The organism is Neorhizobium huautlense (assembly GCF_002968575.1).
Lineage (GTDB): Bacteria > Pseudomonadota > Alphaproteobacteria > Rhizobiales > Rhizobiaceae > Neorhizobium > Neorhizobium huautlense.
On record NZ_PVBM01000004.1, the window covers coordinates 117,308 to 134,620 of the forward strand.

At 59.3% G+C, this 17,313-nt stretch carries 15 protein-coding genes; 4 read left to right on the top strand and 11 right to left on the bottom strand.

What is annotated here, in order from left to right; genetic code table 11:
* Positions 1-18 precede the first annotated feature (18 nt).
* Both C5L12_RS06245 and C5L12_RS06250 read right to left on the bottom strand, forming a co-directional pair.
* The gene (locus C5L12_RS06245; protein ID WP_105371160.1) at positions 19-1,854 is read right to left on the bottom strand and encodes an ABC transporter ATP-binding protein; all 1,836 of its coding nucleotides are present in this window, start codon (positions 1,852-1,854) and stop codon (positions 19-21) included.
* Between the two features lie 32 nt (positions 1,855-1,886).
* Entirely contained in the window at positions 1,887-3,083 is a 1,197-nt protein-coding gene (locus C5L12_RS06250) for an aminotransferase class V-fold PLP-dependent enzyme (protein ID WP_105371161.1), read from the bottom strand.
* 95 nt (positions 3,084-3,178) lie between these two features.
* On the opposite strand from C5L12_RS06250, the gene C5L12_RS06255 reads away from it, so the two are divergent.
* On the top strand, positions 3,179-4,015 hold the full coding sequence (locus C5L12_RS06255) for an IclR family transcriptional regulator (protein ID WP_105371162.1): 837 nt from the start codon (positions 3,179-3,181) through the stop codon (positions 4,013-4,015).
* Between the two features lie 9 nt (positions 4,016-4,024).
* Here the strand turns inward: C5L12_RS06255 and C5L12_RS06260 are convergent, their stop codons facing one another.
* The 6 genes from C5L12_RS06260 to C5L12_RS06285 form a co-directional block, all read right to left on the bottom strand.
* Positions 4,025-4,537 carry a RidA family protein gene (locus tag C5L12_RS06260; RefSeq protein WP_105371163.1) on the bottom strand — a complete coding sequence of 171 codons (513 nt, stop codon included), beginning with the start codon at positions 4,535-4,537 and terminating at the stop codon, positions 4,025-4,027.
* Between the two features lie 19 nt (positions 4,538-4,556).
* Positions 4,557-5,765, bottom strand: a complete 1,209-nt coding sequence (locus C5L12_RS06265; protein WP_105371164.1) for an amidohydrolase/deacetylase family metallohydrolase — start codon at positions 5,763-5,765, stop codon at positions 4,557-4,559.
* Positions 5,766-6,644, bottom strand: coding sequence for an ABC transporter permease (locus tag C5L12_RS06270; RefSeq protein ID WP_105371165.1), 879 nt, complete (start codon positions 6,642-6,644; stop codon positions 5,766-5,768).
* Complete coding sequence (locus C5L12_RS06275) at positions 6,644-7,585, bottom strand: ABC transporter permease (protein WP_170109059.1); 942 nt, start codon at positions 7,583-7,585, stop codon at positions 6,644-6,646. Before C5L12_RS06275 ends, C5L12_RS06270 begins: the two co-directional genes overlap by 1 nt.
* Before the next feature lie 79 nt (positions 7,586-7,664).
* A complete protein-coding gene (locus tag C5L12_RS06280; protein ID WP_105371166.1) occupies positions 7,665-9,191 on the bottom strand; it encodes an ABC transporter substrate-binding protein in 1,527 nt (508 codons plus the stop codon).
* 286 nt (positions 9,192-9,477) lie between these two features.
* Complete coding sequence (locus C5L12_RS06285) at positions 9,478-10,296, bottom strand: bifunctional allantoicase/(S)-ureidoglycine aminohydrolase (RefSeq protein WP_105371318.1); 819 nt, start codon at positions 10,294-10,296, stop codon at positions 9,478-9,480.
* Between the two features lie 450 nt (positions 10,297-10,746).
* Between C5L12_RS06285 and C5L12_RS06290 the strand changes: the two genes are divergently transcribed.
* The 3 genes from C5L12_RS06290 (at position 10,747) to C5L12_RS06300 (ending at position 14,343) form a co-directional block, all read left to right on the top strand.
* Complete coding sequence (locus tag C5L12_RS06290) at positions 10,747-11,676, top strand: sugar ABC transporter substrate-binding protein (RefSeq protein WP_105371167.1); 930 nt, start codon at positions 10,747-10,749, stop codon at positions 11,674-11,676.
* A gap of 66 nt (positions 11,677-11,742) precedes the next feature.
* A complete protein-coding gene (locus C5L12_RS06295; RefSeq protein WP_105371168.1) occupies positions 11,743-13,284 on the top strand; it encodes a sugar ABC transporter ATP-binding protein in 1,542 nt (513 codons plus the stop codon).
* Between the two features lie 27 nt (positions 13,285-13,311).
* Positions 13,312-14,343, top strand: coding sequence for an ABC transporter permease (locus tag C5L12_RS06300; RefSeq protein WP_105371169.1), 1,032 nt, complete (start codon positions 13,312-13,314; stop codon positions 14,341-14,343).
* A 91-nt stretch (positions 14,344-14,434) separates the two neighbouring features.
* Here C5L12_RS06300 and C5L12_RS06305 read toward each other — a convergent pair whose 3' ends face one another.
* From C5L12_RS06305 to iolE, 3 genes are read right to left on the bottom strand one after another with little or no spacing between them, the layout of a single operon-like run.
* Complete coding sequence (locus C5L12_RS06305; RefSeq protein WP_105371170.1) at positions 14,435-15,553, bottom strand: Gfo/Idh/MocA family protein; 1,119 nt, start codon at positions 15,551-15,553, stop codon at positions 14,435-14,437.
* Between the two features lie 41 nt (positions 15,554-15,594).
* Positions 15,595-16,404: a 5-deoxy-glucuronate isomerase gene (gene iolB / locus C5L12_RS06310; protein ID WP_105371171.1), complete on the bottom strand. Its 810-nt coding sequence runs from the start codon at positions 16,402-16,404 to the stop codon at positions 15,595-15,597.
* Complete coding sequence (gene iolE, locus C5L12_RS06315; RefSeq protein ID WP_105371172.1) at positions 16,401-17,312, bottom strand: myo-inosose-2 dehydratase; 912 nt, start codon at positions 17,310-17,312, stop codon at positions 16,401-16,403. The genes iolB and iolE overlap by 4 nt, the downstream gene beginning before the upstream one ends.
* Position 17,313 lies beyond the last annotated feature (1 nt).

The following is a 17,313-nucleotide window of genomic DNA, read 5'->3' on the forward strand; positions in this document are numbered from 1 at the left end:
TGAGCTTGAACGAGCGCCTCATGCAGCCGCTACGAAATGTCCTGGGGAGACCTCCCGGTAAGCGCGCGGCGCTGCGACAAAGTCAGGCGACCTGATCGGGCTCTTCAGCTCCTCGCTCGCCGGCATCCGTCTTTCACTGCGGCGATCCGGGTCCGGAACGGGGACGGCCGCTATCAGCTTCCTGGTATAGTCGTGCTGTGGGTTGCCGAACACAGTTTCGCGCGGTCCGATCTCAACGATTTCTCCGAGATACATGACCGCCACCCGATGACTGACGCGCTCCACCACTGCCATGTCGTGGGAGATGAACAGGAAGGCCAGATTAAGGCTCTCCTGGAGATCCAACATCAAATTGATAACCTGCGCCTTGATCGAGACGTCGAGGGCAGAGACACTCTCATCGGCGATGATAACCTTCGGCTCCAGCGCCAGAGCCCGCGCGATACAGACGCGCTGTCGCTGCCCACCCGAGAACTCATGGGGATAGCGGCTCGCCATGTCGGGTGTCAGGCCGACCTTGCGCAGCATCTCGGAGACGACCTGTTTCGCATCCCGTGCCGAGCCCATTTTGTGTTCGAGATAGGGTTCCGCGATCGCCTGGCCGACGGTCATGCGCGGATTGAGGGAAGCGAAAGGGTCTTGGAAGATCATCTGCACGGACTTGCGCATCTCGCGCATTTGGCGCTTGTCGAGCGAGAGCACATCGCGGTCTTCGACCATCACCGAGCCCGAATCCGGTTCGATCAGCCGCATGATGGCGCGGCCGGTGGTGGACTTGCCGCAGCCGGATTCGCCCACCAGTGACAGGGTCTCACCTGCAAAGAGGTCAAAAGACACGTTTTCAACGGCATGGACTCTACCGCTCAGGCGGCCAAACAGGCCGGAATGAATGTCGAAGCGCTTGGTGAGGTTCTTTACCTGGAGGATCGGCTTATCCTTCGCAACCGTATCGGGCACCTCGGCCGGAACATTCGATTCACCCGTTCCCATATTTACGACCGGAAAGCGCAGCGGCCGATCGAAGTCGCGCATCGACCCAAGCACCGGCACGGCGGAAAGAAGCGCACGCGTGTAAGGGTGCCGGCCACGATGAAAGATATCGGTCGTCTTGCCCGTTTCCACCTGCTCGCCGCGATACATGACGACGGTACGGTCGGCGATCTCGGCCACCACGCCCATGTCGTGCGTGATGAACAGGACGGAGGTGCCCTCCTCTTCCTGAAGTATCTTGATGAGGTCGAGGATCTGGCCCTGGATCGTTACATCGAGCGCTGTGGTCGGTTCGTCGGCGATAAGCAATCTCGGCTTCGACGCCAAGGCCATAGCGATCATGACCCGCTGGCGCATGCCTCCGGAAAGCCGGTGCGGATATTCGTCGAAACGGGAGGCCGCCGAGGGAATGCGGACTTTTTCCAGGAGCCGAATTGTCTCCGCCTTCGCCTCCGCCGCCGACAAGGCCTTATGGCACAACAGCGCCTCGGAAATTTGGTCTCCGACCGTAAAGAGCGGATTAAGGCTCGTCATCGGTTCCTGAAAGATCATCGAAATGTCGTTGCCGCGGACCCTGCGCATGTCCTTTTCAGGCAGCGTAAGGAGGTCACGCCCACCGAACATGATCCTGCCCTCGATGCGGCTGGTGTCCGCCTGCAGAAGCCGCATGATCGAAAGCGACGTTACGCTTTTTCCCGAGCCTGACTCACCGACGATCGCTACGGTTTCACCAGGCGCGACGGAAAACGAGACATCGCGTACGACCGACTTCCATTCGCCGTCGACCAGAAACGATGTGGTCAGATTCTCGACGGACAGAACCGGTTCGACGGCTTCCATGATTATAGCTTCCGCAGCGTTCATCGTCGTTTCCCTCTTTCCTTCCGTCGGCGCGATTAGTCGGGCCAGTTGAGCAACCCGTCGAAACGATGGCGGCTCAGGTTCTCGATCGGTGTCGCTATGACCTCGTTGGAGGCTCTGGCCTTGTCGAGCTCCTCCTTCAGACGGCTCGCGACGATGACCTCCTGACCGGGATGCAGATTGCAGGGGTCGAGGTAGAAATAATGATGCTCCACCTCATGATCGCGCACGATGATCGGCGGGCTGCCGTTGCGGAGGGCAGCCGCGAGGTCCCAAGCGGTTATATGCGCCTCCGGCGGAGAAATAATCACCCGCATGCGGTCGAGCGGGTTGTTGGTGGGATCCGGTTCGATCAAAGCCATTACCCCCGGACGCCCACTCAGAGTTTCCTTCCAAAGGTTGAGATAGCTGGTCTCCCGCTCTCGGATTCCGGCATGATCTCGCGTCTCCCAAGCCTCCAGCGCGGCCATCACGCCGTAGATGCTTTCCTTGCCGACCTTCATGCCGCGGCCGATGCCCATATTCTGCAAGAACGCATGGCGGACATGCTCCTTCGCGCCGGCCACGATGCCGGAGGTCGGGCCTCCCAGGAATTTATGGCCCGAATAGAGAACCACATCGGCACCTTGGGCGAGGAACAGCTTGAGATCATACTCGGAAGCCGCATCGACAATGACCGGCACACCTTTGGCATGGGCAATTTCGACGAATTCGGTCAAATGCAGCAAACCGTAGTCGACGACGTGGTGGGAAACGACATAAACAGCGGCGGCCGTCTTTTCGTTGATGGCGTTTTCCATATGAAAACGGTGCGTTGAGGTCGCCTGTCCGACCAGCACCACCTGGCCGCCGGCCAGCCGGATCGCTTGGTCCACGGGCGCGCCATAGCTCACCACATGCCCCATCTGGACGATGATTTCGTTCTTTTCCGGCGTGACATCCGGAAGCCTCTCAATGGCGAGCAGATTGCTGCCTGTGATGCACCCTGCCACCGCAAGGCTGATGCCCGACGAGCAGGAAGCCGTGACGAACCCCGCCTCCCCGCCCGTCAATCGGGATATCACCGCGCTTGCCTTCCGCTGCAGGTCGTTGATCTCCACGAATTGCGGCAGGATCGCCGCCATCGCGTCGATCGCCTGCGGCACCACGATCGACGCACCGAGGCTTGTCATCGTGCCGGACACATTGATCACCGGACGCAGACCGATCTGGGCGCGGATATCATCGGACATTCTGTCTCTCCAAAGTAGCGGCAGGCTGCGATTTGTCATCGACAGTTATGCCATAGTAATGTAATAGCCTCTCAAATCGAGAAGAGGACTGTGAATTGGACGCAAAGACTTCATCCGCAGCTATCCCCGAAGACGCGGTCGCCACCGAAGAAGCCAATGACGTCAAGGGCAGCCGTCGTTCGCGCGTCAGCGGCATAGATCGGGCGCTGCAGGTCATCGACCACCTCTACGAAACGGGGGCGCCGGCGGGGGCTTACGCGATCGCCAAGGCGATCAAGGCGCCGCTTTCCACCGTCTACGTGATCATTGACGATCTTGTTGAAAAGAACATGCTGGCACGCAATCTCGATGGCACGATCTGGCTCGGGGCTCGGCTTTACCATTACGGACTGGCTTACGCCCGCTCGCTTGATTTCATGAGCGTCGCCACACACGAAATGCACGATCTCTGCCGCCAGGCGGGAGAAACCGTGCAGGTCTGCGGCCGCGACGGCGACTATATGCTGGTGCTTGCCATGGCCGACGGCCCCAGTCATTTCCAGGTGGCCTCCCGCGTCGGCACGCGCGTTCCCTTGAACTGGACCGCTTCCGGCCGCCTCCTCGTCGGGCATTTGCCCGAGGCGGAACGGATCGAGCTTTTCAAGCGATGCGCGCGCACCTCGCCTACCGGCCGTGCCGAAGTGGATGCCCTTACGCTCGCCGACTCGGCCGGCAAGGCATTCAGGGAGCGCCTTTCGATCCAGGTCGCTGAATCCGATTATGCCGTGGCCTGCATTGCCTCGCCGATCTGCGACAGGGATGGTCAGTGCATCGCAACCATTTCGATCGTGCTGCCTGAGCAGAAGGTCTTTTCCGACGAGAACCATTACACGGAGCAGGTTCGTGCCTCGGCTGAGCGGATCGAGAAACTGATGGGCTGGCGAAACCATTGACCGCTGCTCCTAATCGCGCAATGCGACGATCGCTTCGATCTCGACGGTGATGTTATTAGGAAGCGAACCAAAACCGACGGCGGAACGGGCATGCTGACCGGCTTCGCCGAAGACGGTGATGAGCAGGTCTGAGCAGCCGTTGATGACGCTCGGGTGATCTTCGAAATTCGGCACGGCGTTGACCATGCCGAGCAATTTCACCACACGTTTCACCCGCGACAGATCGCCGAGCGCCTCATGCATGACGGCAAGCAGGTTGATGCCGACCAACCGGGCATGCTGATAGGCGAGCTCCACATCCACGTCGGCACCGACCTTGCCGGAATAGAGATGGCCATTCGCTTCGCGAGGTCCCTGGCCGGATAGATAGAGCAGATTGCCTTCCTGCACATGCGTCACGAAATTGGCGATCGGCGGCGGCGACGGCGGAAGCTGGATGCCGAGTTGAGCCAGGCGCTCATACGGCGATTGCGCCGCGGAGGCGGCCTTTGCTGGGGACGTGTTCACGCGAACTCCTGTCATGCAATTTTGTATTGATCGCTCACCGCCACGAGTAGCCGTGGCTGTGGCGAACGAGCTTGCGAGCCCGCGGGATGTAACGGCTGGCGGCGATGGCTTCCGCACCGATGACGGCGTAGCGCGGCTCAAACAGCTTCTGGAGACGCGAGACATCGCCGTTGGAATCGGTCGCTTCCAGATCGGCATCCACGAGATCAAAAATAGTGAAATCGGCCCGCTCGCCGACCGAGAGCCGGTTGTCCATCGAAAGCCTGATGACCGACGCCGGCGCATGGGTCACGGCTTCGACAACCTTGTCGAAAGGCATGCCGACCGACAGGAGCTTCGACATGGTGGTCGCCAGATCCCAGACCGGGAAATTCATCGAATGACCATGCAGGTCCGTCGAAATCGAAAAGGGCAGCAATCCGCGCTGGATCGCCGCTTCCGCGACCTTGAAGGAGAAGGACGCGCCGCCATGGCCGATGTCCAGCCGGATCCCTTCGGAAGCGCAGCGTTCGGCGAGATTGAAAAGATCCTCGTCCTCCATAATGCTCGAACCGGCCTTGCCGTTGAAGCAGTGGGTGACGACGTCGCCCGGGCCCAGGATTTCCAGCACTTCGTCATACAGCGCCGGCGGTTCACCGACATGCACCATCATCGGAACCTTGAGGATCTTCGCGATCTTCTTGCCAAGCTTGACCGGCGTGACACCCCAGGAGCCGGTAATGACATGGCTGGCGCGTACCTTGATGCCGACGATATGCTCGCTGTTTTCCGCATAACATTCAAGAATGCGGTCGAGGTCGATGTCCTTGATGTCGCGCAGTTCCGGCACGCGGTTGCAGGCCACGAGACCGATCGAACCGAGGTTCAGGAAGGCTTTGATGCGCTCCCTCGACGGCTCGATGATATATTCGCGAAAACCATGGAAATTGGCTTCGCCGGCCGATCCCGCATCGACCAGCGTCGTCACGCCGCGCTCCGCGCCACATTCGGACGGCCGGATCGAAATGTCGGTGCCGCCGTGCCAGATATGCACGTGCAGATCCACCCAGCCCGGCGAAATCCAGGCGCATTTGCCATCTATGCGGATCGCATCCGCAGGTGCGGCGAGCGAGGGGCCGATCGCGGAAATCTTGCCATCCTTGCCGACAAGAATATCCGTCGCGTCGGCAGGCATCGCATCGCCGAAGGCCATCGGCTTTACATTGGTGAGGAGGAGCGGTTTTTCCGCTTTTTCACCGGTCATTTAAAGGTCCTTTCGAAGTCTGGGATCGAGCATGTCTCTGAGGCCATCGCCCACCATCTGCAGCGACAGCACGCACAGGATGATGGCGAGGCCCGGGAAATAGGTCATCCAGTCGGCTTGGCCGATATATTGGCGACCGGCGGAAATCATCGTTCCCCAGGTGGGGATTTCGGGACTGACGCCGAGGCCGAGGAAGGAAAGGCCCGCCTCGGCAAGCATGGCGCTGGCGAACAGGAAGGTTCCCTGAACCAGGATCGGCGACACCAGATTGCGCAGCACATGCCGTGTCATGATGTGGAAGGTCGAAATCCCGAGCGCCTTGGCTGCTTCCACATAGGGCAGTTCGCGTATGACCAATGTCGAGGCGCGGACGACGCGGGCGAGACGCGGGGCGTAGACGATGGCAAGCGCGAGAATGACCGTCACCAGCGATGGGCCAAGGGCTGCCACGAGTGCAATCGCCAGCAAGATGTCCGGAAAGGCCATCATCGCGTCGATCAGCCGCGCGATCGGCGTGTCGAGTTTCTGGAAGAAACCGGCAAGCAGACCGAGCGTCACCCCGATCGCCGCGGAAAGCACGACGACGGCAAATCCAACCAAGAGCGATAGCCGCCCCGCATGAATGGTGCGCGAAAAGATATCGCGACCGAACTCGTCGGTGCCGAACCAGTAGAGCTCGCCCGGCGGCTTCAGGCGGTTGACGATCGAAAGCTTGGAGGGCGAAAAGGGCGCAACCCAGGGCGCAAGAACCGCAAGCAGAACGAAGACCGTCAGCACAACAAGGCCGATGGCGACCGTCCTGCGCTTCAGCAAGCGGCGAAGAAACCGTGACTTTTCGCCGAGGGCCGGCGCCGAATTGGTGGTTGCGACATCGGCCATCAGTAGCGCACCCTCGGATCGATCAGAAGATAGAGCATATCGATTGTAAAATTGATGAGGACATAAAGGCCGGCGATGACGAGCAATGCCCCCTGGATGACGGGGTAGTCGCGGCGAAGCACGGCGGATACGACAAGGTTGCCGACACCCGGCAGCCCGAACACGGTTTCCGTCACTACCGCGCCGGAAATCAGCACGGCCGCCGTCAATCCGATGACGGTCAGGATCGGAATGAGCGCGTTTTTCAGCGCGTGCTTCAGCACCACACGCCGCTCCGACAGGCCTTTGGCACGGGCAGTACGGACATAGTCGTCACTGAAGACGTCGAGCATGGAAGCGCGGGTGAACCGCAGGATCAGCGCCGAGGAAACCACGCCCAGCGCCAGGGCCGGTAACGTCAGATGGTACATCCTCTCCAGGAAACCCGCGCCCGGACCGCCATATCCGGAGACCGGAAAGATATTCAGCCTGACGGCAAAGAACTGCATGAGGATGAGCCCCAGCCAGAAGCTCGGAATGCTGGCGGCCAGCATCGCCACGGTAGTGGCCGCCTGATCCACGAAAGAGCCGCGCCGATAGGCGGCATAGATGCCGACGGGCAGAGCGATGACGCTCGCGATCGCCAGCGAGAAGATCGTCAGGAAGAAAGTCGGTTCGGCGCGATCCATGAGCGCGGCGCCAACCGGCATGTTGAGGAATATGGACTGGCCGAGATCACCTTTCAGAAGTTGCCCGACATAAAAGACATATTGAACGACGATGGACTGATCGAGGCCGAGCCTTGTCCTCAATTCCGCGATGTCCTGCGGGGTCGCGTCCGGGCCGAGCATCACGGCTGCAGGGTCGCCCGGCGTAACACGCACGATCACGAAGACGATCGTTACGACCAGGAACATCACGACGATCATGCCGGCCAGGCGCTGTAGGATGTAACGTATCATGGTAAAGGTTCCCGTGTCCGCAGCAGGACAAGACGAGTGGTGGACGCCGGCCTCAGCCTGGCATCCACCCTCCTCGTGCCTACTTCGTGATGGACGCGTTCCAGAAATACGGCCAGGGAGCCGGTTCGACGCCTTCAAGCTTCTTCGACTTCGCCGCTACCGCATTGAAGTCGCCGATTTTGATAAGCGGGAGTTCATCGTAGATCGTCTTCTGGACATTTGCCCAAAGCTTCACGCGTTTTGCTTCGTCTGCCTCGGAGGTGAAAGCATCGACTGCAGCCTTGCGGGCGGGCGTGTCCCACCAGCCGGGCGAACTGGTCGAAAGCGCGCCGATCAGGGCCGGTTCCGGCAGGAAAGGGCTGTGGGTAATATAGATGTCCCATAGCTTGGGGTCGGTGCGCCTCTGGGTCAATGTCGCCCAGTCCACGACCTGCATATCGACCTTGAAGCCGGCCAGCTTCAGATATTCGGCGGCAACCTGCGCCATCTTGTAGTGGAATTCATACTGGCGGCTCGTCAGGATGCGAAGCGGCTCGCCGTTATAGCCCGCAGCCTTCAGAGCCTTCGCGGCGGCTTCCGGATTGGCAACATTATAGTTGCCCTCGACTCCCGTTTCGCTATGCCACCCATAGTTGGCGGGATAAAAGGCACCATCCAGGGCATAAAAATCCTTGCTGCCAAAGGCCGCCGCCAGCATGTCCTCCATGCTGAGAGCTTGAGTGACCGCCTTGCGCAGTTCCAGCTTCGAGGCCAGGCCTTCCTTGGTGTTGAAGACAAACACCGGATAGCCGAACGGCTTGAGCAAAACAGGCGCAGACGCGGAAGAGGATTTGATCTTGTCGAAGGATTCCACAGGAATGGAATCGACATAATCGTATTGGCCCGAGACGGCAGCCTCGACGCGCGTGTTCGGATCGGGCACCGGCACAAAACGGATCTCGTCGAGATATTGGTGGCGGGCGCCGCCATAACCATCGCTCGCGCCAGAGCGAGGCTTGTAGCCGTCGAAACGGGTAAGCTGGATATACTGATCTGCCTTGCGCTCCTTCAGCATATAAGGACCGGTGCCGACAAACTCCGTCATCGGCTCCCCCTGCTTCTCGGCCGAGATGATAATCGCCGCAGAGTTGTTGAAGGCAAGCAGCGAAACAAGCGGCGCATAAGGTTGCTTCAGCTTGATGGTGACGGCATCCGGGCCGGTCGCTGCCAGGGTTTCTATGAAGCCGGCGGCCTGCTTGCCGCGCGAGGCAGTCTTGGTCCAACGGCCGAGTGAAGCGATCACATCTTCCGAGGTCATGTCGCTTCCATCGTGGAACTTGATGCCGGTGCGCAGCTTGATCGTGTAGGTCTTGCCGTCGGCGCTGATCTCCGGAAGGCTTTCGGCCAGAAGCGGCGTAACTTTCCAGCCCTTGTCGAAGGTATAGAGGGTCTCGAAGATGTGTTGCGTCACGATCCCAACAAGGTCGGCCGTCGAGGCCATCGGATCAAGCGTCGGCGGCTCGCCGATCGTCGCCACATTGATGACACCACCTTTTTGCTGCGCCAAGGACAAGCTGGGTACGGCGACGAGGGCCGTCGCCAGAAGGAATGCAAGTTTCAGTTTCATCACAGTCTCCCGTTTGTATGTTCCACTATTATGTTATATCGACTTTTATAACAGAATAACGAAGACGCGGGCGGTGTCAATGGCAACGTAGGAATCGATGCCACGCGTCGTCCCCTTTCTGATTTGAAGGCGAGCCTCCCCATTCTCACAGGCGCTACCCAGCGGGCAACGCAGCGAGGCGTGGGGTTCGAATTGTCTCGAAAGGACTACGGGGAGGGCGGGAATACAAAGCAGCCGAACGGCTGCATCAAAAATCGCTCAATTGGCGAAAGACGACCCAGACCCTTCAAAGCTCGGGATGCCGGTTCACATCCTTGTAGAGCAGATAGCGGAAGCGACCCGGCCCCCCGGCGTAACATGCCTGCGGGCAGAAGGAGCGAAGCCACATGTAGTCACCCGCTTCCACCTCGACCCAGTCCTGATTCAGTCGGTAGACCGCCTTGCCTTCCAACACATAGAGCCCATGCTCCATGATATGGGTTTCCATGAAAGGAATGATGGCGCCCGGCTCGAACGTGACGATATTGATATGCATGTCATAGCGGATATCGGATGGATCGATGAAACGGGTTGTCGCCCATTTGCCATCCGTATCCGGCATCGGATCCAAGACGCATTCGGCTTCGTGGGTAAAAACCGGCGGCGGCGGCTCGAGCCCCTCCACCACTTTGAATGCCTTGCGAATCCAATGGAAACGGACCGAAGCCGCGCTGTTGTTCTTCAAGGTCCAGTGTCTACCGGCCGGCAGATAGGCGAAAGACCCCGATCTCAAGTTATGTGATGCACCATCGAGCTCGATCGTCATCTCGCCCGCCACGACGAAGATACCAGCCTGCGCGCGCTGATCCGGCTCCGGCCGCTCGCTGCCGCCCCCCGGCTGCACTTCCACGATATATTGTGCAAAGGTCTCGGCAAAACCGCTCAAGGGACGCGACAGGATCCAGGCCCGGGTGCCGTTCCAGTGCGGCAGCAGGCTTGTGACAATATCGCTCATGACCGTCTTGGGGATCACCGCATAGGCGGTGGTGAAAACGGCCTTGCTGGACAGAGTTTGCGTCTGCGGCGGCAAGCCGCCTACGGCTGAAAAGTAACTGCTGGTCGTCATCTGCATCATTCCCGAAAGCACTCGAATATCTGCTTTAAGCCCCACTCGGAATTTGAGCAAGGGAGTGACCCGATTGCCGCAACGACCGGACTTCAAGACGCGGGAAATCCCTGCGGCGGCTGTCCTTATCAAGCAGTGTTCTCACCAAATACCGCCGATACCGTGGAGCATGGTCGGCGGCCTCTTTAGAACAAAAATTCTGCCACTGACCTTGCTCCTCATCCGCATTTTCTCCAGAAATTAAGCGATTTTCGCTGCTATTGAGAATTTCTGCGATGAGCGCCGTTGACGGCTCGTTCAAAAAATGGAATAAATTATCCGTAACATCCGAGCCGTGGCTGAATCATTCCGCGGCGCATCCACGTCGGGAGCGGGGATGAGATTACTCGGTCGGGAGGCCAGTTCCGGTAAGATCGGGTGACGCCGGAAACCAATAGAGGAGGAGACCACATGAAGAAGCTCATTTTCGGTGCGACGCTGTCTTTGCTGTTAAGTACCGCTGCACATGCCGAGACGGTCGGCGTATCGATGGCGCTGTTCGACGACAATTTCCTGACGGTGCTGCGCAACGGGATGCAGGATTATGCAAAGACGCTGAAAGGCGTGACGCTGCAGGTGGAAGACGCCCAGAACGATGTCGCCAAGCAGCAGAGTCAGATCCAGAATTTCATCGCCGCCGGCGTTGACGCGATTATCGTCAACCCGGTCGATACCGACGCAACGACCGCGATGTCGAAACTGGCGGCGGAAGCCAAGATACCGCTCATCTACGTCAATCGAGAGCCTGTGAACGTCGACAGCCTGCCGGAAAAGCAGGCTTTCGTTGCCTCCAACGAAGTGGAGTCCGGCACGCTGGAAACCAAGGAGGTCTGCAGGCTCCTGGGCGGAAAGGGCACTGCCGTGATCATGATGGGAGAACTGTCCAACCAGGCAGCCCGCATGCGGACGAAGGACGTCCATGACGTTGTCGCGACCGACGAATGCAAGGGCATCAAGATCGTCGAGGAGCAAACCGCCAATTGGCAGCGCACCCAGGGGGCGGACTTGATGACCAACTGGCTTTCCAGCGGCCTGGAATTCGATGCAGTCATTTCCAACAACGACGAAATGGCGATCGGCGCCATCCAGGCTTTGAAAGCCGCAGGCAAGGACATGAAGAAAGTGGTCGTCGCTGGAGTGGACGCCACGCAGGATGCGCTTGCCGCCATGCAGGCCGGCGACCTTGATGTCACAGTCTTCCAAGATGCCGCCGGACAGGGCAAAGGCGCCCTCGATGCCGCCTTGAAGCTCGTCAAGGGCGAGAAGGTCGACAAGAAGGTCTACATCCCCTTCCAGCTGGTTACGCCTGCTAACGTGAAGGACTTCGTCGCCAAGAACTAAGCGGCGTTTTCTGGATGCGGCGGAAGTCTGCCGCATCCCCATTTTCTCGCTTCACAGGAGATGAGGATGGTCGTAAGCCCCTCGACCATGGCTGCCGTGCGCAAGAGCGGCGCGATTCCCAATGCGGAATTCCTGCTGACGGCAGAGGATGTGCGCAAGGAATTTCCTGGCGTCGTCGCCCTTGATGACGTGTCGTTCCGGCTAAAGCGCGGCACTGTGCACGCACTGATGGGCGAGAACGGTGCGGGCAAGTCCACGTTGATGAAGGTTCTGGCCGGCATCTATCAGCCCGACAAGGGCACCGTAAGGCTGAGAGGCGCCGAAATACGGCTGCGATCGCCTCTCGACGCCTTGGAAAACGGCATCGCCATGATCCATCAGGAATTGAATCTGATGGCCTATATGACGGTGGCCGAAAACATCTGGATCCGCCGTGAACCGCTCAACCGCTTCGGGCTTATCGATCATGGCGAAATGTACCGGCGCACCGAAGAACTCTTCGGCCGGCTGAACATCCAGATAGACCCTGAGGCCAGGGTCGGCGATCTTTCCGTCGCCAATCGGCAAATGGTGGAAATCGCCAAAGCCGTCTCCTACGAATCGGATGTCCTTATCATGGACGAACCGACCTCGGCCCTTACCGAGCGCGAAGTGGACCATCTCTTCCAGATCATCCGCGATCTGCGCACCCAGGGGATCGGGATCGTTTACATCACCCACAAGATGAACGAGCTCTTCGAGATCGCAGACGAGTTCTCGGTATTCCGTGACGGCAGATATATCGGCACGCATGCTTCGACCGAGGTCACCCGCGACGACATCATCCGGATGATGGTCGGCCGCGAAATTACTCAAATGTTTCCCAAGGAGGATGTGCCGATCGGCGATACCGTCTTGTCGGTAAAGAACCTCAACCTGAAGGGCGTGTTCCACGACGTTTCATTCGACGTGCGCGCCGGTGAAATTCTCGGGGTCGCAGGCCTGGTCGGCTCGGGTCGGTCAAACGTGGCAGAGACACTGTTCGGCGTGACGTCCGCGACCTCCGGCACAATCGAAATTGATGGCCAGGCGGTTGTCATCGATAGTCCCACCACGGCCATCCGCCACCGAATGGCTTTCCTGACCGAGGACCGCAAGGACACAGGCTGTCTGTTGATCCTCGACGTGCTTGAAAACATGCAGATTGCCGTCCTCCAGGACAAGTTCGTGAGCAAAGGCTTTGTTCAGGAGGCGGAACTGAGCGGCGTCTGCGAGGACATGTGCCGCAAGTTGAGGATCAAGACGCCAAGCCTTGCCGAGCGCGTCGAGAACCTGTCCGGCGGCAACCAGCAAAAGGTGCTGATCGGGCGCTGGATGCTGACCGATCCGCGGATCCTTATTCTGGATGAACCCACGCGCGGAATCGATGTCGGAGCCAAGGCCGAAATTCACCGGCTCGTTTGCGAAATGGCCCGAAAAGGCGTCGCGGTCATCATGATCTCGTCGGAAATGCCGGAGGTTCTGGGGATGAGCGACCGCATAATGGTCATGCATGAAGGCCGGGTCACGGGCTTCCTCGATCGAGCAGAAGCAACACAAGTCAAGGTCATGGATCTTGCGTCGCGTTGACGTGCCCAAGACCTGAGGGAGGATAAAATGACGACTGACGCTGCGGCCAAAGGCAGTCTCAAGGCAACGCCGGCACGCCGCCGGAACCGACGCATGCCACCGGAGGCCAATATCTTTCTGGTGCTGATCGGCATTGCACTCATTTACGAAATACTCGGCTGGCTTCTGATCGGCCAGAGTTTCCTGTTCAACCAGCAGCGCCTGACGATCATGATCTTGCAGGTCTCCGTGATCGGCATCATCTCTGTCGGCGTCACGCAGGTCATCATCACCGGCGGGATCGACCTTTCATCCGGATCGGTGGTCGGCCTGACAGCCATGCTGTCGGCAAGTTTTGCCCAAGCCTCCACCTGGCCCCGAGCCCTCTATCCAAGCCTGACCGACATGCCATTTTTCGTCCCGATCGGGGTCGGGATCTTAGCTGGCATGCTTGCCGGATACATCAATGGACAACTCATCGCCAAGACGAAGATCCCGCCGTTCATCGCTACCCTCGGAATGATGGTAACGGCCCGCGGTCTGTCAAAGTGGTACACCAAGGGGCAACCCGTCTCAGGTCTCAGCGACAGCTTCACCTTCATCGGCACGGGCATCTGGCCGGTGGTCGTATTCCTGGCCGTCGCCCTCATCTTCCACGTGGCACTGCGCTATACCCGCTATGGGAAGTTCACCTACGCGATCGGCGCCAATACACAGGCTGCGCGCGTCTCGGGCATCAATGTCGAAGCCCATCTCATCAAGGTCTATGCAATCGCGGGCATGCTGGCAGGCCTTGCCGGGGTAGTCACCGCAGCCCGGGCTCAGACCGCCCAGGCCGGCATGGGCGTCATGTACGAACTCGATGCCATCGCCGCAGCCGTTATCGGCGGCACCTCTCTTTCAGGAGGTGCAGGCCGTATCACCGGGACGGTGATCGGAACCGTAATCCTCGGCGTGATGACGTCGGGCTTCACCTTCCTGCGGGTCGACGCCTATTACCAGGAAATCGTCAAGGGCATGATCATTGTCGCCGCAGTCGTTGCTGACGTTTATCGCCAGAAGAAGCGGGCCAAGGCTTGAGCGTCCTCCGTCAGGCACATCTGGGCGGCTTCGGCCGCCTTTTCTTTTTTTAGAGGAGAACCACTGAGCAGAATAAATGGCCAGCGAGCCGTCAGGTTTCCACCGTCACCCAACGTCGCTCCGCAAATGAACGGGCCATGGCGTGGACGGAGCGCTCGATTTGAAGACCATCCCCGAAGCTGATGAGATGCGCCGGCTTGCCGTTGATGGCCGAGATCAATTCGTGGCACTCGATGATCTTCAGATCATTAAAACCGAGGCCATGACCTGGGGCCGGGATAAAGCGATCATAGGGATGATGATCCGGTGCAGCCAGGATCTTTCGGAAGCCTTGCTGCGTCCTGTCGCCGGAATTCTGGTACAGTTCGAATTCGTTCATCCGCTCCTGGTCAAACAGGATGGAACCTTGCGACCCGAAGATTTGCAACGAGATACGGCCCTTGCGACCCCAGGCAGACCGGTTCGCCATCAGCACCCCCGATATGCCCCCTTCCAAGCGGAAAAGGACGCTCGCCAGATCGTGATTTTCCACCGGACGGTTTGCGCCATCCGCCGTCGGCCTTTCGGCATAAGGTTTGACCATGTCGGTGACGACTGCGTCGACATGGCCGAAGAGCGTAAAAAGCAGTGACAAAGGATGCACCGCGAAATCGTCCAGCGCGCCATAACCGGACGCCGCCTCGCTCTTCCAGTAGAAGAGCGCCTGCGGGTCGGCCATGAAATCCTCGTCCATTTCAACGCGCACATGATTGACGGCACCGATGGCGCCTTGCTCGATCAGCCCCTTGATTTGTCGGATCATCGGATTCTGGATGTAGTTGTAGCCCATGGCAGTGATCTTGCCTGACCGTCCGGCCGCCGCCTGCATGCGCTCGGCATCGCCCAGCAGAGGCGCCATGGGTTTTTCGCACCAGACGTGTTTGCCGGCCTCGAGCGCAGCTATGGCCATTTCGGCGTGAAAGGCATTCGGCGTCGTGACGGAGATCACATCCACATCCGGATCGGCCAGAAGATCGCGCCAATTGCTTGTGGCGTGGGCAAATCCGAGATCGCGCGCCTTGCGTGCGGCAAGTTCGGCATCCACCTCGGCAAGCGCCACAAGGCGTGGGCGGTCTATGTCCCCGAAAACGCTCGCCACGGAATTCCAGGCAAGCGCGTGGCATTTGCCCATATAGCCGGTGCCAATCAGCCCGACGCCCAAGCCAGCCATCCTATTTCTCCTCATGCTGATGAACCGACAGGACGAAAGCGTCAGGGGTTGTCGCGCCTAAAAATCCAATCGTGATCAGGATGGTTCTTGAAGCGCCATTTACGGATCGGGCCCGCCATGACGTTCAGGTAATACATGTCGTACCCGTAGGGCGCACCGCAGGGATGATGGCCCTTCGGCACCAGGACCAGGTCCCCATCTTCAACCGCCATGGTCTCGTCAAGTGAGCCATCCTCGGTGAAAACCCGCTGGAAGCCAAACCCCTGCGCCGGGTTCAACCGGTGATAATAGGTCTCCTCCAGATAAGTCATGTCTGGAAAATTATCTTCGTCATGTCGGTGCGGCGGATAGGAGGACCAGTTTCCCGATGGCGTGAAGACTTCCGTGACCAACAAGCTGTCGGCAACATCCCGCTCTTCCATCGCGATCGGATAGATATAGCGCGTGTTGGCATCCTTACCGCGCGTATTGAGCGACAGGCCCTGCGGCCCGATCTGTGCAGCCTGGCGCCCCGGTTTGGCGGGTGCCGTGCAGACGGCAAGTTCGCAATCGGTGCTTGCGGTCGCATTCCATTTGGCGCCTGCGGGAATATAAACGCAGTGAGGCGGCTTGCGCTCGAAAACGTTCATGCGATCGCCAAGCTTGCCGAAGTCCTTGCCTCCCCCGCTGACGCGGGCCTTGCCCTGAACCAGGACAAGAATGACTTCGGTCTCTCCGGTTTCCTCGCCAACCGTTTCGCCCGCCTTGAGCTTATAGAGCCCGAAGCCGACATATCCCCAACCGGCGTCCTTCGGCGTGACGTCATGCACCTTGCCGCCCCGACCTTTCGGTTTGCGCAGCAGATTGCTCATGCCACAGCCTCCGCTTTGTCGAGGCCTGCCGCTCTCGCCATGGCTTTCAGCGAAGACAAGCCGAGGCTCTGGTATTCAAAGGGATTTCTGACATCCGGATCCTGCTCGGCTTCGATCACGAGCCATCCCTGATAGCCATGTTCCGCGGCAATCTTCAGGACAGGCTGGAAATCCACACCTCCCTCCTTGTCTCCGGGTACCGTGAATACGCCACGGCGTACGCCCTCAAGGAACGACAGCTTCTCCTCGCGCACCTGCCGGGCGATTTCGGGCCGCACGTTCTTCGCGTGGATATGACCGACGCGGTTCATGTATTTTCTAGCGACCGCTTCCGGATTCCCGCCACCGAACAGGCAATGGCCCGTATCGAGCAGCAGTTTGGCGTGCGGCCCGGTATTTGCCATCAGCTTGTCGATCTCATCCTCGCTCTCGACGATGGTACCCATATGATGGTGGTAGACAAGCGCGATCCCCTGCCCGGCGGCAAATTCCGCCAATGCCTCGACGCCGGCGCCGAATTTTGCCCAGTCGGCATCGGCGAGTTTCGGGCGATCCACCAGCGCCATGCTGTCATTACCGTGAATGGCATTGGAGGTCTCGCAGACAATGATGACGCTTGAGCCCATCGCCTTCAGAAGGTCGAGCGGCGGCTGCATCGCAGCCTTTTCCTCCTCGATGGAGTTCGTCAGCAAATTCAGCGAGTGCCATCCCGAAACGAACCGCAACCCGCGCGGTTCTAGAACCGCCTTCAACGCTTCCGGCTGCTGCGGAAATTTGTGGCCTTTTTCGATCCCGTCGAAGCCGATCCTGGCCGTCTCGTCCAGGCATTGCTCCAGGCTGATATGAGCGCCGAGGGAACGGTCGTCGTCGTTCGACCAGGCAATTGGATTGGTTCCATAGAGGATCATG

Bases quoted from the DNA above. Each gene is read 5' to 3' on its own strand.
- C5L12_RS06260 (WP_105371163.1), bottom strand. From the start codon at position 4,537: ATGACAGGAGTTCGCGTGAACACGTCCCCAGCAAAGGCCGCCTCCGCG.
- C5L12_RS06285 (WP_105371318.1), bottom strand. From the start codon at position 10,296: ATGACGACCAGCAGTTACTTTTCAGCCGTAGGCGGCTTGCCGCCGCAG.
- C5L12_RS06295 (WP_105371168.1), top strand. From the start codon at position 11,743: ATGGTCGTAAGCCCCTCGACCATGGCTGCCGTGCGCAAGAGCGGCGCG.
- C5L12_RS06265 (WP_105371164.1), bottom strand. From the start codon at position 5,765: ATGACCGGTGAAAAAGCGGAAAAACCGCTCCTCCTCACCAATGTAAAG.
- C5L12_RS06270 (WP_105371165.1), bottom strand. From the start codon at position 6,644: ATGGCCGATGTCGCAACCACCAATTCGGCGCCGGCCCTCGGCGAAAAG.
- C5L12_RS06305 (WP_105371170.1), bottom strand. From the start codon at position 15,553: ATGGCTGGCTTGGGCGTCGGGCTGATTGGCACCGGCTATATGGGCAAA.
- C5L12_RS06280 (WP_105371166.1), bottom strand. From the start codon at position 9,191: ATGAAACTGAAACTTGCATTCCTTCTGGCGACGGCCCTCGTCGCCGTA.
- C5L12_RS06300 (WP_105371169.1), top strand. From the start codon at position 13,312: ATGACGACTGACGCTGCGGCCAAAGGCAGTCTCAAGGCAACGCCGGCA.
- C5L12_RS06275 (WP_170109059.1), bottom strand. From the start codon at position 7,585: ATGATACGTTACATCCTACAGCGCCTGGCCGGCATGATCGTCGTGATG.
- C5L12_RS06250 (WP_105371161.1), bottom strand. From the start codon at position 3,083: ATGTCCGATGATATCCGCGCCCAGATCGGTCTGCGTCCGGTGATCAAT.
- C5L12_RS06245 (WP_105371160.1), bottom strand. From the start codon at position 1,854: ATGAACGCTGCGGAAGCTATAATCATGGAAGCCGTCGAACCGGTTCTG.
- C5L12_RS06290 (WP_105371167.1), top strand. From the start codon at position 10,747: ATGAAGAAGCTCATTTTCGGTGCGACGCTGTCTTTGCTGTTAAGTACC.
- iolB (WP_105371171.1), bottom strand. From the start codon at position 16,404: ATGAGCAATCTGCTGCGCAAACCGAAAGGTCGGGGCGGCAAGGTGCAT.
- iolE (WP_105371172.1), bottom strand. From the start codon at position 17,312: ATGATCCTCTATGGAACCAATCCAATTGCCTGGTCGAACGACGACGAC.